We start from the raw sequence: 14690 nt of genomic DNA on the forward strand, positions 1-14690 counted from the left end.
TTATCTTAATTCTTTTAAATTCTCGAACTATCTAATCTGTCTTTACATCAGCAAAGCAAAAATAGCTTAGCCTTTGAGTGTACCTAAATCCTCAACATTGATCGTATCCAGATTACGGAACATCACAACCAAAATCGCCAAACCAATTGCGGATTCTGCCGCCGCGACGGTCAAAATAAAGAACACAAAAATCTGGCCTGCCGCATCGCCAAGATAATGGGAGAACGCAACAAAATTCATGTTAACCGCCAATAACATCAATTCAATCGACATCAATAAAACAATGATGTTTTTGCGATTCATGAAAATACCGACAATGGAAATTGCGAATAAAATCGCACCTAAAATCAAAAAATGGGTCAGTGTCAAAGTCATTTATGCACCTGTGTTTTCTGCATTTGTCTGCGCGTCTGATTTTGCGTTCGCCCGTTCAGACTCTGCCTTCATACTAACGATACGGATACGATCAGCACGTTTTACTTTGACTGCCGCCGCTGGATCAAAATATTTACTATCTTTACGACGGCGCAATGTTAATGCCACCGCCGCGACAATCGCCAGCAAGAGAATGGCTGCGGCAACTTCGAACGCAAATACGTAGTTCGTAAAGATTTCAATACCTAAGGCTTTTGTTACACCAATCTCGTTAGCGGCTGCTGGAACGGTGTTATCAGGACGCAAAAATCCTTTCAATAACACTGCGGACATTTCTAATGCGACGATAACGCCAACGATTGCTGCCAAAGGCAATCGCCCCCAGAATCCTTCACGCATCTTATCCATATTAATATCAAGCATCATAACAACGAATAAGAACAAGACCATGACAGCACCGACATAAACCAACACCAGCACGATTGCTAAAAATTCTGCTTTCAACAACAACCAGATACCAGCGGCTGTAAAAAACGATAACACCAAAAACAAGGCTGCATGTACCGGATTACGCGCGGTAATCACTTGCGTCGCAGCGATAATCAAAATCGCTGAGAATGCATAAAATAAGGCAGTAACAAAATCCATAATTCAGCTCTTCCAGTCTTAGCGGTATTTGGCGTCAGCTTGACGTGCTGCCGCGATTTCTGGTTCGTAACGATCACCCACTGCGAGCAACATCTCTTTAGTGAAATACAAATCACCACGCTTCTCACCGTGATACTCAAGAACATGCGTCTCGACAATAGAATCAACAGGGCAAGACTCTTCGCAGAACCCACAGAAAATACATTTAGTCAGATCAATGTCGTAACGGGTAGTACGACGTGAGCCGTCTTCACGCTGATCGGACTCAATCGTGATTGCCATCGCTGGACAAACTGCCTCACACAATTTACAGGCGATACAACGCTCTTCCCCGTTAGGATAGCGACGTAGCGCATGCAAGCCACGAAAACGTGGCGATTGTGGTGTTTTTTCTTCTGGAAATTGCACCGTAATCTTGCGCGCAAACATATAGCGACCTGTCAAGGCTAAGCCTTTGATCAACTCGCGCAGCATTAAGCTGCCAAAGAAATCCTTAATTGCTTCCATTATTTGCTTCCATTATTTGCTGGCATTTTGCTTTAGCCGATTACTTCCAAATATTCCAGGAGGTTTGCATCCATGCAGCGACGATAACCAAGTAGACCAAGGTGAGAGGAATAAACACCTTCCAACCTAAACGCATAATTTGATCGTAACGATAACGTGGGAAAGAAGCACGTGCCCAGATAAACAAAGACACCACGAAGAAAGTCTTCACACCCAACCAAATCCAGCCTGGCAGATATGCCAATAAACCTAATACCGGAACTTCATGGCCAATTGGAGAGTTCCAACCGCCGAGGAACATCAACGATGCCAATGCAGAGATCAAAATCATGTTGGCGTATTCCGCGAGGAAGAACATCGCAAATGACATACCAGAGTATTCAACCATATGACCTGCAACAATTTCAGACTCACCTTCCACAACGTCAAATGGATGACGATTGGTCTCAGCAATACCTGAAATAATGTAGATCACAAACATAGGAAGCAACGGTAACCAGTTCCATGACAGGAAATTCCAGCCATGTTCTGCAAAGTAGCCTTTTGACTGACCATTCACAACATCAATCAAATTCAAGCTACCTGAAACCATCAACACAATAACCAATACAAAACCCATCGCGATTTCGTAAGACACCATCTGCGCTGAGGCACGCATCGCACCTAGGAACGCGTACTTAGAATTTGATGCCCAACCAGCGATGATGATGCCGTACACTTCCATTGAAGTGATGGCCATAATCAAAAGTAAACCAGCATTAACGTTAGCTAGCACGACATCTGGACCAAAAGGTATAACAGACCACGCTGCCAAGGCTGGCATGATTGTCATAATCGGTGCAATAACGAATAAAACTTTGTTCGCTTTCGCCGGAATGATGATTTCTTTCAAGAGCAACTTTAAAGCATCAGCAATCGGTTGTAGCAAACCAGCAGGACCGACACGATTTGGCCCAAGACGCACGTGCATCCAACCGATCATTTTGCGTTCCCACAAAGTCAAATAGGCGACGCAACCCATGACTGGCAAGGTGATACAAACGATCTTGACCAAAGTCCAGACTAAAGGCCACAAACCACCAAGGTATTGCACGCCATAGGATTGAACCGTATCTAAGAAATTCATTATGCACGCTCCACATTAATTGGGCCGAACATCGCACCCAGTTGATGCGTTGCCAATACACCGGCAGCCACGCGGACTACTGTCGCAGGCAAAGTTTTATCAAGTTTAGCCGAACCCAATACGGATGCGCCCGCTTGCGTCAATTTCACGAAGTCACCATCGGCAATTCCAAGACGCGCAAACTCTGCAGCACTCAAACTAATGGCAGCTGCTTTTGCATCCGCAGTACGTTGCAGGGATTCAGAACGACGAACAATCGCGTCTGTGCTGTAAATAGGCACATCAGAGACACGCTCCAAACCAGAATGCTGCACAGAAGAAGTAATCGCTATATCTGCAATATTATTTAGCTTAGTCGACAAATCTATTTGACCTTGCCCCAAAACGGCATCGCGAATCGCTTCTGCTGTTTCGAATTCAAAGTTATCCAAACCTAACAAATTACCCAGTACACGCAATACTTTCCATGCTGGACGCGTATCGCCTAATGGCTTCACCACGCCGTGGAAACTTTGTGCGCGACCTTCGCAATTGACGAAGGTACCCGCTGTCTCGGTAAATGGAGAAACTGGCAACAATACATCCGCGTATTCCATGCCGTGTTTGAACGCGGACATGACAACAACCATATCAGCTTGCGCTAATACCGCTTGCGCTTGGTTAGCATTCGCAAAATCAAATGTCGGTTCGGCGTTCAACAACACCACTGCTTTACGTGCATTACTTAAAACATTAGTCGCTGTATCAGCATTTGATGGAACCGCATCAGCAAGATAAGCACCAACGGTATTTGCCGCTTCAGTTAAGTAACCGAAACCAGCACCGGTATTTTGTGCAATCCATTGTGCTAGTGCGTGGATCTTAGAAGCATCCGGATGTTGCGCCGCTGTGTTACCCAAGAATACGCCAGCTGATTGTGCATCAGTACCTGACAACAAACTTGTTGCAATCGCTTGCGCCGCATCTGATACAGCGGCATCGGCTAAACCAGTTGGTTTAGCAATTTGTTTTGTACTGGCAACCGCTGTTGCGACTTCAGCCAAGAAAGACAACCATGCGGATGGCGCAAGAACCGCTTTGTTTGCGACCTTCATCAAAAGCTCATCATCTGTCGCATGCAAGACACTTAATTTCGTGCCAGACTTGACCGCTTGGCGCAGACGAGCCGCTAACAGTGGATGGTCTTTACGCAGGAAAGAACCAATCACAAAGACTTGCTTTAATTGCGCAAATGCGGCAATTGACATGCCCAACCATGGTTTGATTTTGCCAGTTAAAGCAAAGTCTGATTGACGCAAACGTGTTTCGATATTATCTGAACCCAAGCCACGCACGACACGAGACAACAAGCTTAATTCTTCTAGTGTGGAATGTGCAGAAGCCAAGCCAGCAATAGAATTCGCACCATGTTCATATTTCACATTTTTCAAACCATGTGCCACATACTCCAGAGCAGTTTGCCAATCGGTTTCTTGCCATTGACCGCCCTGCTTCAACATCGGCTTAGTCAAACGATCCTCGCTATTCAAACCCTCGTAAGCGAAACGATCTTTATCGGAAATCCAGCATTCGTTCACGGCATCATTCTCCAACGGAACGACGCGCATGACTTTATTATTTTTGACCTGAACAATGAGATTAGCACCCAAGCCATCATGCGCACTGACGGATTTACGACGAGACAATTCCCAAGTACGTGCTGAGTAACGGAAAGGTTTAGAAGTCAATGCACCGACTGGACACAAGTCGATCATATTGCCTGACAATTCAGAATCAACTGTCTTGCCAACGAAAGAAGTAATTTCTGAGTGCTCACCACGACCGAGCATACCCAGTTCCATCACGCCAGCGACTTCTTGACCAAAGCGTACGCAACGTGTGCAGTGTATGCAGCGGCTCATCTCCTCCATCGAGATCAAAGGACCGACATTCTTATGGAAGACAACGCGTTTTTCTTCTTCGTAGCGTGAGCTTGTTTTACCGTAACCAACCGCCAGATCCTGCAATTGACATTCACCACCTTGGTCACAAATTGGGCAATCCAGTGGATGGTTAATCAACAAAAATTCCATCACATCTTTTTGTGCCTTGACCGCCTTATCGCTATTGGAACGAACGATCATCCCTTGCGTCACTGGCGTTGCACAAGCAGGTAAAGGTTTAGGTGCTTTTTCAACCTCAACCAAACACATGCGGCAATTTGCAGCAATCGACAATTTTTTGTGATAGCAGAAATGAGGAATGTAGGTGCCAAGTTTATTGGCAGCGTCCATCACCATACTGCCCGCAGGGACTTCTACTTTCTTGCCGTCTATTTCAATTTCAACCATGGTGTGCTCTGGGTACGCTAAGCGAATAAATATTCAGACTTGAATGAATTCTCAATTCAAGAACAAACTACAGCCTTGTTTATAAATAAGTCGGAACCAAGCAATGTTTATGCTCGATATGGTATTCAAACTCTGCACGGAAATTCTTAATAAATGCGCGAACTGGCATTGCAGCAGCATCACCTAAAGCGCAAATTGTGCGACCTTGGATTCCATCTGCAACTGCATTCAACATGTCCAAATCATCTGGACGACCTTGGCCGTTCTCAATACGGTGAACCATACGATACAGCCAGCCTGTGCCTTCACGACATGGTGTACATTGACCGCAAGACTCTTCGAAGTAGAAATAAGACAAACGCAGCAAAGATTTGACCATGCAGCGCGTTTCGTCCATCACGATGACCGCGCCAGAACCAAGCATAGAACCAGCCTTCGCAATGGAGTCATAATCCATGTCGGTGGCCATCATCACATCACCAGTCAAAACTGGCATGGAGGAACCACCTGGAATAACTGCTTTGATCTTCTTGCCATCGCGCATACCACCAGCCAACTCCAACAAAGTCGCAAATGGTGTCCCCATAGGAACTTCGTAATTACCTGGCTTCGCCACGTCACCTGACATAGAGAAAATCTTGGTGCCGCCATTATTTGGTTTGCCAAGTGCAGCATAAGCTTCACCGCCCATCGCCAACACGAATGGCACAGCAGCAAAGGTTTCAGTGTTATTGATGGTCGTTGGTTTACCGTACAAACCAAAACTTGCTGGGAATGGTGGTTTAAAACGAGGCTGGCCTTTTTTACCTTCTAAGGATTCCAATAACGCTGTTTCCTCACCGCAGATGTATGCACCATAACCGTGGAAAGCATACAATTGGAATGAGAAGTCAGAACCATGAATGCGATCACCCAACATGTTGGCAGCGCGCGCTTCTTCTAAGGCTTCTTCGAAACGATCATAGTCAGCAAAAATTTCGCCGTGAATATAGTTATAACCAACCGTGATACCCATTGCGTACGCACCAATCGCCATACCTTCGATCAAAGCATGTGGATTGTAGCGGATGATGTCGCGATCTTTAAATGTACCTGGCTCGCCTTCATCAGTATTACAGACGAGATATTTTTGACCTGGAAATTGACGTGGCATGAAGCTCCACTTCAAGCCAGTTGGAAAACCCGCACCGCCACGACCGCGCAGCGAGGAAGCCTTCAGCTCCGCAATCACTTGCTCTGGTGGGATTTTTTCATCCAAAATACGCTTTAAAGATTGGTAGCCACCGCGCGCAACATAGTCTTGCAGATGCCAGTTTTTTCCGTCTAAGCCAGCAAGAATCAGTGGCTTGATATGGCGATTATGTAGACTCGTCATTATTTACCCACCTCTGCTGTTTGACTCAATTCACTGACCAAGGCATCAATTTTGTCATTCGACATAAAGCTGCACATACGTTTATTGTTAACCAACAGCACCGGTGCATCGCCGCAAGCTCCCATGCACTCACCTTCCATCAAGGTAAATTTGCCGTCAGCACTTGTTTCTTTGTAGTCGAGACCGAGCTTTTGCTTTAGATGATGAGCAGCACGTTCACCACCAGACAACGCACATGGCAAATTGGTGCAAACGGTAATTTTATGCTTACCGACTGGCTTGGTATTGTACATATTGTAGAAAGTTGCAACTTCTTGCACTGCAACGGCAGGCATACCGATGTAATCGGCAACAAATTGCAACACTTCAGGAGATAACCAACTGGTTTCATCCTGGGCAATCGCCAAGGCCGCCATCACGGCAGACTGTCGTTGATCCGCTGGGAACTTCGCCAATTCGCGATCAATTTTCTTTAATGCTTGCTCTGATAAGACCATCGCTTTTGCCTCAAATATTGACTCTCAAAAAGAGCCAATCATCTATCAATATTTATTTCTACCAACAACCAGTTAACGGTCGATTTCGCCGAATACGATATCTTGCGTACCAATGATTGTGACCGCATCAGCAATCATGTGACCTTTAGCCATTTCATCCAAACCTTGCAAATGAGGGAAGCCAGGTGCACGAATTTTCATACGGTAAGGCTTGTTCGCACCATCAGACATCAGATAAATGCCAAACTCACCTTTTGGATGCTCAACTGCCGCATAAGCTTCACCAGCAGGAACGTGAAAACCTTCAGTAAACAATTTGAAGTGATGGATCAACTCTTCCATATTCGACTTCATATTCACACGGCTTGGCGGTGCGACTTTATGATTAGTCGACATCACAGGACCGGCATTATTACGCAACCATTCCACACACTGTTTGATGATACGATTGGATTGACGCATCTCTTCAACGCGAACCAAATAACGATCATAACTGTCGCCATTCACACCAACTGGAATGTCGAAATCGAGCAAATCATAAACTTCGTATGGCTGCTTCTTACGCAAATCCCATTCGATACCAGAACCACGCAACATTGGACCAGTAAAGCCCATCGCCAAAGCACGTTCAGGAGAAACCACACCGATACCGACCAAACGCTGCTTCCAGATACGATTATCTGTCAGCAAAGTTTCATATTCATCGACGTATTTCGGGAAACGATTGGTAAAGTCTTCGATAAAATCGAGCAAAGATCCCTGACGATTTTCATTTAATAAACGAATGGCTTTTTCATTTTTCAGAATTGATGCTTTATGCTTTGGCATTTCATCCGGCAAATCGCGATAAACACCGCCTGGACGATAATAGGCAGCATGCATACGCGCACCAGAAACAGCCTCGTAGCAATCCATCAAATCTTCACGTTCACGGAAGGCATACAACATTACCGCCATTGCGCCAACGTCAAGACCATGAGCACCTATCCACAGCAAGTGATTCAAAATACGCGTAATTTCATCAAACATCACGCGAATATACTGCGCACGCAAAGGCACTTCCAAACCAAGCATCTTTTCAATCGCCATGACGTAGGCGTGCTCGTTGGACATCATGGACACGTAGTCCAAGCGATCCATATAAGGAACGGATTGCAGGAATGTCTTTTGCTCAGCTAATTTTTCAGTTGCACGATGCAACAAGCCGATATGAGGATCAGCACGCTGAATGACTTCACCATCTAATTCGAGCACCAAACGCAAAACACCATGCGCAGCTGGATGCTGAGGACCAAAGTTTAAGGTGTAATTTTTAATCTCTGCCATATCGCGTCCTTAACCCTTTATCCCGTAATTTTCTTCGCGAATAATGCGCGGCGTATTTTCACGCGGCTCTATCGTCACCGGCTGGTAGATCACACGCTTTTGATCAGCGTCGTAGCGCATCTCAACATAACCAGAAACTGGAAAATCTTTACGGAAAGGGTGACCGATAAACCCGTAATCAGTCAAGATGCGACGCAGATCGTTGTGACCATCAAACAAAATACCAAAGAAGTCAAATGCTTCACGTTCGTACCAGTTTGCCGTACTCCACACATCAACCAACGAAGCCACAATTGGAAACTCGTCATCTTCGGCAAACACACGAACACGCAGGCGCCAATTATGCTTGACCGAAGTCAGATGCGACACAACAGCAAAACGCTTACCATCCCAAACACCATCCCCGTAGGTCGAATAATCAACACCACAAAGATCAATCAATTGTTCGAAGCAAGTTGCAGCACTATCACGCAAATCGAACATGACTTGCAAGTAGTCTTTTGCAGACACAACTATGGTCAACTCACCGAGAGCCACATGCGACTGCACAAGCCGCTCGCCGATGACAGCTTTTACCGCAGACTCGAGATTTTCTAGTTTGGTAGTCATTTTGCTTTAGTTTGTAATTTTCTCTATCGAATCAATCAGCGAGCGATAGTATTGGTACGCTTAATCTTATTCTGCAACTGAATAATGCCGTAAATTAAGGCTTCAGCAGTCGGAGGGCAGCCTGGCACATAAATATCGACAGGAACAATGCGATCACAACCACGAACAACCGAATATGAATAATGATAGTAGCCACCGCCATTGGCACAAGACCCCATCGAAACCACCCAACGAGGCTCTGCCATCTGATCATAAACTTTACGCAGAGCTGGCGCCATTTTATTGCACAGGGTACCAGCCACAATCATCACATCGGACTGGCGCGGTGACGGACGAAACACAACACCAAAGCGATCCAGATCATAACGAGAACAACCCGCATGCATCATCTCAACAGCACAGCAAGCCAAACCAAACGTCATTGGCCACATCGAACCTGTCTGCGTCCAATTAATCAGCTTGTCCAAACTAGTGGTAACAAAGCCTTCGCTTAATACGCCTTCAATTGACATAAGCTTTTCCTATAAGATCACTCCCAATCGAGAGCGCCCTTTTTCCAGATATACCAAAAACCGACCGCAAATTCCAAGATGAAACCAAGCATCACCAAGAAACCAGTCCACCCCAACTCCTTCATGGATACAGCCCACGGAAAGAAGAAAGCAGTTTCAAGGTCGAACAAAATAAATAGAATTGCAATAAGGTAGTAGCGCACATCAAACTTCATGCGCGCATCTTCAAAAGCTTCGAAACCACACTCATAAGCAGAAGTTTTTTGACTATCCGGACGATGCGGCGCAAGAATGCGACCAAGAACTTGCGGCACAATACCAACCGCAATACCGACCAAAATAAAGAGAAGAACTGGGAAATAATTTTCGAGGTTCACGTTAGCTTATCCGTATAAAAACGCAACATTGAGATGTTAATTGCATGATTGAGTGATTGCTCAATTCAAACCAAATTCGCAACCACTTCCTCGATCAAATCAAGCAGAGATACTTGATTTATTCTATGGTGCCGACGACGAGACTCGAACTCGTACAGCTTTCGCCACTACCCCCTCAAGATAGCGTGTCTACCAATTTCACCACGTCGGCATAAGCCCAGCATTCTACTAGATCCAGCTCAATTGTTCAACGCACAATTGCACCAATTCAAGATTTTTTTACTGGACAAACTAATCTACATTAATTTATTTCGGAATTTCTGCAGCCTTGCTCGCAGCTGAGGCTGATGCCGCGCCTGGCACAGCCACTGCAGCCGCAGAAGCACTAGCAGAAACAGTTTTTGCCGCAGGCAAATTATCCATCACACCAACGGATGGCGCCTTGTTTGCACCAAAAGAAGTTAAGATCAATGTCGCAATAAAGAAAACCGCAACAGCTACCGCTGTTGACTTTGACAAAAAGTTTGAGGAACCAGTCGCACCAAACAAACTACCAGACGCACCAGATCCAAATGAGGCACCCATATCAGCCCCCTTACCATGCTGCAACAAAACCAATCCAACAATCACCAAAGCAGAAATCACCTGCACAACCATCACCAACGTAGATAAAGAAGCATTCATTTAAAACATCCATTCAAGTTTAATCTTTTACAACCCATAATAGAGAAACCAACCAAGGCCCTCAAAATCCCCGACGCACTAAGAAGCCGCAATAATTGCCAAAAAGTCCGCAGCTTTCAGCGATGCCCCACCAATCAAACCACCATCAATATCCGGCATCACCAACAATTCCCTTGCATTATCAGGCTTCATACTTCCACCATACAAAATGCGGATTTTTTCAGCTGCAAATTCACTACGTTCAGCCAAAGTTTTACGCAAGACAGCATGCACATCTTGCGCCATTTCAGGAGTTGCCGTCTTACCAGTACCTATAGCCCATACCGGCTCGTAAGCAACAACAATACGCGCCAACGCACCATCGTCAAGCACATCCATCACAGCCCGCAACTGAGCAACCACAACTTCATTTGTTTTACCAGCCTCGCGCTGCTCCAACGTTTCACCAACACAAACAATCGGAAAAATACTTGAACGGAGAGCCTGCAAGGCCTTTTGCGCTACCAACTCATTCGATTCATGATGATAAGCTCTGCGCTCCGAATGCCCCACAATGACATACTTACAGGAAAAATCTGCCAACATCGCAGGAGAAATCTCCCCTGTATAGGCGCCAGACTGATGAGCGGACACATCTTGCGTCCCCAATGCCACGCCTGACTTTGACAACATTGCATCACACTGCGCAATATACACAGCTGGCACGCAAACCAAAACTTCACATGCAGATTCAATCTTTGCCGCCAGCAAATCTCCCAACAAGTTAGAGTTCGCTGTAAGACTGCCGTTCATCTTCCAGTTACCGGCTATTAATGTACGTCGTTGCTGTGCCATAAGATTCAAAATTTAATTAACTGTGTATTGTATCGCGCCAGAGCTCAGAGGGTCAATTTTCCCCATTAGAAGTTTAAATAAATTCCTATTTTTTTGAGCGCATTACCAAGAAATAACACACAAACCAACATCTCATCCACAAATTTACTGGAACAGGTGAACAACAATGCCACTCAAACTACAACTCAAGCACCAACTTACCGATGTGCTGACTAGCCTCCATCAGCTCGTGTGCCTCACTGGCTTGAGACAAAGGAAAAACTTGATGAACTACGGGTTTCACCGCTCCACTTTCCAACAGAGGCCAAACTTTTTCGCGCAACGCACGTGCAATCGTAGCTTTAAACTCAACAGTGCGTGGCCGCAATGTTGACCCAGTCAAATGCAAACGACGCCGCAACAACTGCGATAAATCAATTTCAGCTTTAGCACCACCCAAAAGAGCAATTAATATCAAGCGACCATCATCAGCCAAGCTATCGATATTCTTAGAAAGATATTTTCCAGCAACCATATCAAGGATCACATTGACACCCTTACCAGCAGTTTCCGACCTCACGACCTCCAGAAAATCCTCGGTGCGATAATTGATTGCACGCACAGCACCCAATTTAATTGCAGCACAGCATTTCTCATCAGAACCAACGGTAGTCAAAACCTTAGAACCCAGTGCTGTTGCAATCTGTATCGCGGCCACACCAATTCCCGATGTCCCACCATGCACCAGCAGAGTTTCACCAACTAACAAAGCCCCGCGATCAAACACATTCGACCAGACCGTAAAAAAAGTTTCAGGCAAAGACGCCGCCTCAATCAAGCTCAGGCCTTTAGGGATTGGCAAACATTGCACCACAGGTGCAACACAATACTCAGCATAACCGCCACCTTGCACCAAAGCACACACAAAATCACCGACAGCAAAGTCACTTCCCGAAACATCGCCACTAACAATCTCACCCGCCACCTCCAACCCAGGCAAATCAGAAGCTCCAGCAGGCACTGGGTAATGTCCCATCCTTTGCAAAATATCTGGCCGATTTATACCAGCAGCCCGCACCCTTATTAAAATTTCACCAGCAGTAGGAACAGGAATTGGCCGCTCGCACAAACGCAAAACCTCTGGCTTGCCATACTGCGTAATTTCAATTGCTCGCATCATTTTCTTTCACCAAAATCAAACCTAGCAGACATCAATCACTCACAAAAAAACCGTTCGCAGTTTCCCACGAACGGTTTTTGACTCTATGCTAATTTATCTTCAGCAATCAAAGATCACCAAATAATAAAGGAAAGTTTTTAAGCTTCCGGAGCAGCATCCACTGCAGGTGCAGCAGCTTCCGCAGCAGCCTTCATGGACAATTTAAACCGGCCGCGATCATCTGTCTCCAAGACTTTCACACGCACTTGCTGACCTTCTTTGAGGTAGTCGGCAACTGCATTCACGCGCTCATTAGCGATTTGACTGATGTGCAACAAGCCATCTTTACCTGGCATGATTTGTACAATCGCACCGAAGTCCAACAACTTCAGTACAGTGCCTTCGTAGATCTTGCCAACTTCGACTTCCGCCGTCAATTCTTCGATACGACGCTTAGCTTCTTGACCGGCCGCTGCATCAACAGAAGCGATGGTTACAACACCTTCATCGCTGATATCGATTTGCGTACCAGTTTCTTCAGTCAAAGCACGAATAACCGCTCCGCCTTTACCGATCACATCACGGATTTTTTCTGGGTTGATCTTGATAGTAATCAAGCGTGGTGCAAAATCAGACAATTCCACCTTACCGACTGGAACTGCTTTTTGCATTTCACCCAAGATATGATCACGGCCTTCTTTAGCTTGCGCCAAAGCGACTTGCATGATTTCTTTCGTGATACCTTGAATCTTGATGTCCATCTGTAATGCAGTAATACCTTCCGCAGTACCAGCGACTTTAAAGTCCATATCACCGAGGTGATCTTCATCGCCCAAGATGTCAGTCAACACAGCAAATTTATTGCCGTCTTTGATCAAGCCCATCGCGATACCAGCAACGTGTGCTTTCATCGGCACACCCGCATCCATCAATGCCAAGCAACCACCGCAAACTGATGCCATGGAAGAAGAACCATTGGATTCTGTAATTTCAGAAACCAAACGCACGGAATAGCTGAAATCTTCTGGTGAAGGCAATGCTGCTTGCAATGCGCGTTTCGCCAAACGACCATGGCCAATTTCACGACGTTTAGGCGTACCAACGCGACCAGTTTCACCTGTCGCAAACGGAGGCATGTTGTAATGCAACATGAAGCGGTCAGAGTATTCACCCATCAAAGCATCAATCTTTTGCTCATCACGAGATGTACCCAAAGTCGCGATCACCAATGCCTGTGTTTCACCACGGGTGAACAAGGCTGTACCGTGCGTACGTGGTAAAACGCCTGTACGAATCGTGATTGGGCGCACAGTGCGCGTATCACGACCATCGATACGTGGCTCACCATCCAGGATTTGCGAACGAACGATTTTTGATTCCAAATCAAACATGATGTTACCGACATCGCCAGAATCCGGCGTTGCAGTACCAGCCGCTGCAGCTTGCTCAGCCAAAGCTGCACTCACCGCTGCACTTGCTGCTTTTAACTGGTCTGTACGTGCTTGTTTTTCTTTAGTTTGATACGCAGCGCGCAATAATGGCTCAGCTACTGCTGTCACTGCAGCAATCAAAGGTTCATTCTTAGGCGCTGGTGCCCATTGCACTTCTGGCTGACCACCATCACGCACCAAATCATGAATCGCATCAATGACTGCTTTCATTTGCGTATGTCCATACACAACCGCGCCCAGCATGACTTCTTCAGACAATTGCTGCGCTTCAGATTCCACCATCAACACAGCAGTTTCTGTACCAGCAACAACTAAGTCCATCGCCGATGTTTTCAATTGCGTTGCGGTCGGATTCAAAACGTATTGACCATCGATGTAACCAACGCGTGCCGCACCAACTGGACCGCTAAATGGAATACCGGAAACACAGATCGCCGCAGAAGCACCGATCATCGCTGCGATATCAGGATCGATTTCTGGGTTCACAGACAACACGTGCACAATCACTTGCACTTCATTCAAATAACCTTCTGGGAACAATGGACGAATCGGGCGATCAATCAAACGCGACGTCAATGTTTCTTTTTCTGATGGACGACCTTCACGCTTGAAGAAGCCACCTGGAATACGACCAGCTGCATAGGTCTTTTCCAAGTAATCCACGGTCAATGGGAAGAAGTCCTGACCTGGCTTGGCATCTTTTTTTGCAACTACAGTTGCCAATACAACGGTATCTTCAATAGATACCAATACGGCGCCAGAAGCCTGACGTGCGATTTCACCTGTTTCCAAGGTCACTGTATGTTGACCGTATTGGAATGTTTTCGTAACTTTATTAAACACAATGTGTCCTTTCACTATTTTCCGACAGATTTCCAGGGGCTGTCGTTCACCTCACCAC

The 14690-nt window shown here is 45.9% G+C and carries 15 protein-coding genes and 1 tRNA gene; all 16 read right to left on the reverse strand.

Annotation, left to right across the window (positions count from 1 at the left end; all coding sequences use genetic code 11):
• Nucleotides 1–66: 66 nt before the first annotated feature.
• Nucleotides 67–375: an NADH-quinone oxidoreductase subunit NuoK gene (gene nuoK, locus H8K52_RS11995; protein ID WP_186923142.1), complete on the reverse strand. Its 309-nt coding sequence runs from the start codon at nucleotides 373–375 to the stop codon at nucleotides 67–69.
• Nucleotides 376–1023 (reverse strand): NADH-quinone oxidoreductase subunit J, encoded by a 648-nt coding sequence (locus H8K52_RS12000; protein WP_186923143.1) that lies wholly within the window; start codon nucleotides 1021–1023, stop codon nucleotides 376–378.
• A gap of 18 nt (nucleotides 1024–1041) precedes the next feature.
• A complete protein-coding gene (gene nuoI, locus H8K52_RS12005) occupies nucleotides 1042–1530 on the reverse strand; it encodes an NADH-quinone oxidoreductase subunit NuoI (protein WP_186889854.1) in 489 nt (162 codons plus the stop codon).
• A gap of 40 nt (nucleotides 1531–1570) precedes the next feature.
• Nucleotides 1571–2656 carry an NADH-quinone oxidoreductase subunit NuoH gene (gene nuoH, locus H8K52_RS12010; RefSeq protein ID WP_186923144.1) on the reverse strand — a complete coding sequence of 362 codons (1086 nt, stop codon included), beginning with the start codon at nucleotides 2654–2656 and terminating at the stop codon, nucleotides 1571–1573.
• Complete coding sequence (nuoG, locus tag H8K52_RS12015; protein WP_186923145.1) at nucleotides 2656–4986, reverse strand: NADH-quinone oxidoreductase subunit NuoG; 2331 nt, start codon at nucleotides 4984–4986, stop codon at nucleotides 2656–2658. Before nuoG ends, nuoH begins: the two co-directional genes overlap by 1 nt.
• 79 nt (nucleotides 4987–5065) lie before the next feature.
• Entirely contained in the window at nucleotides 5066–6361 is a 1296-nt protein-coding gene (gene nuoF / locus H8K52_RS12020) for an NADH-quinone oxidoreductase subunit NuoF (protein WP_186923146.1), read from the reverse strand.
• Nucleotides 6361–6858 carry an NADH-quinone oxidoreductase subunit NuoE gene (gene nuoE, locus H8K52_RS12025; RefSeq protein ID WP_186923147.1) on the reverse strand — a complete coding sequence of 166 codons (498 nt, stop codon included), beginning with the start codon at nucleotides 6856–6858 and terminating at the stop codon, nucleotides 6361–6363. The genes nuoF and nuoE overlap by 1 nt, the downstream gene beginning before the upstream one ends.
• 72 nt (nucleotides 6859–6930) lie before the next feature.
• Nucleotides 6931–8184: an NADH-quinone oxidoreductase subunit D gene (locus H8K52_RS12030; protein ID WP_186889859.1), complete on the reverse strand. Its 1254-nt coding sequence runs from the start codon at nucleotides 8182–8184 to the stop codon at nucleotides 6931–6933.
• A gap of 9 nt (nucleotides 8185–8193) precedes the next feature.
• Nucleotides 8194–8793 carry an NADH-quinone oxidoreductase subunit C gene (locus tag H8K52_RS12035; protein ID WP_186923148.1) on the reverse strand — a complete coding sequence of 200 codons (600 nt, stop codon included), beginning with the start codon at nucleotides 8791–8793 and terminating at the stop codon, nucleotides 8194–8196.
• 35 nt (nucleotides 8794–8828) lie between these two features.
• Nucleotides 8829–9305, reverse strand: coding sequence for a NuoB/complex I 20 kDa subunit family protein (locus H8K52_RS12040; RefSeq protein WP_186923149.1), 477 nt, complete (start codon nucleotides 9303–9305; stop codon nucleotides 8829–8831).
• Between the two features lie 17 nt (nucleotides 9306–9322).
• Nucleotides 9323–9682 (reverse strand): NADH-quinone oxidoreductase subunit A, encoded by a 360-nt coding sequence (locus H8K52_RS12045; protein WP_186923150.1) that lies wholly within the window; start codon nucleotides 9680–9682, stop codon nucleotides 9323–9325.
• A gap of 126 nt (nucleotides 9683–9808) precedes the next feature.
• Nucleotides 9809–9893, reverse strand: a tRNA-Leu gene (locus H8K52_RS12050).
• A gap of 95 nt (nucleotides 9894–9988) precedes the next feature.
• Nucleotides 9989–10366: a preprotein translocase subunit SecG gene (gene secG / locus H8K52_RS12055; protein ID WP_186923151.1), complete on the reverse strand. Its 378-nt coding sequence runs from the start codon at nucleotides 10364–10366 to the stop codon at nucleotides 9989–9991.
• 78 nt (nucleotides 10367–10444) lie between these two features.
• Nucleotides 10445–11200 (reverse strand): triose-phosphate isomerase, encoded by a 756-nt coding sequence (gene tpiA, locus H8K52_RS12060; RefSeq protein WP_186923152.1) that lies wholly within the window; start codon nucleotides 11198–11200, stop codon nucleotides 10445–10447.
• A 178-nt stretch (nucleotides 11201–11378) separates the two neighbouring features.
• The gene (locus tag H8K52_RS12065) at nucleotides 11379–12356 is read right to left on the reverse strand and encodes an NAD(P)H-quinone oxidoreductase (RefSeq protein WP_186923172.1); all 978 of its coding nucleotides are present in this window, start codon (nucleotides 12354–12356) and stop codon (nucleotides 11379–11381) included.
• Nucleotides 12357–12496: 140 nt separating this feature from the next.
• On the reverse strand, nucleotides 12497–14632 hold the full coding sequence (pnp, locus tag H8K52_RS12070; protein WP_186923153.1) for a polyribonucleotide nucleotidyltransferase: 2136 nt from the start codon (nucleotides 14630–14632) through the stop codon (nucleotides 12497–12499).
• Nucleotides 14633–14690: the final 58 nt, after the last annotated feature.

The organism is Affinundibacterium seohonense (genome assembly GCF_014284305.1).
Taxonomy (GTDB): domain Bacteria; phylum Pseudomonadota; class Gammaproteobacteria; order Burkholderiales; family Burkholderiaceae_D; genus Undibacterium; species Undibacterium seohonense.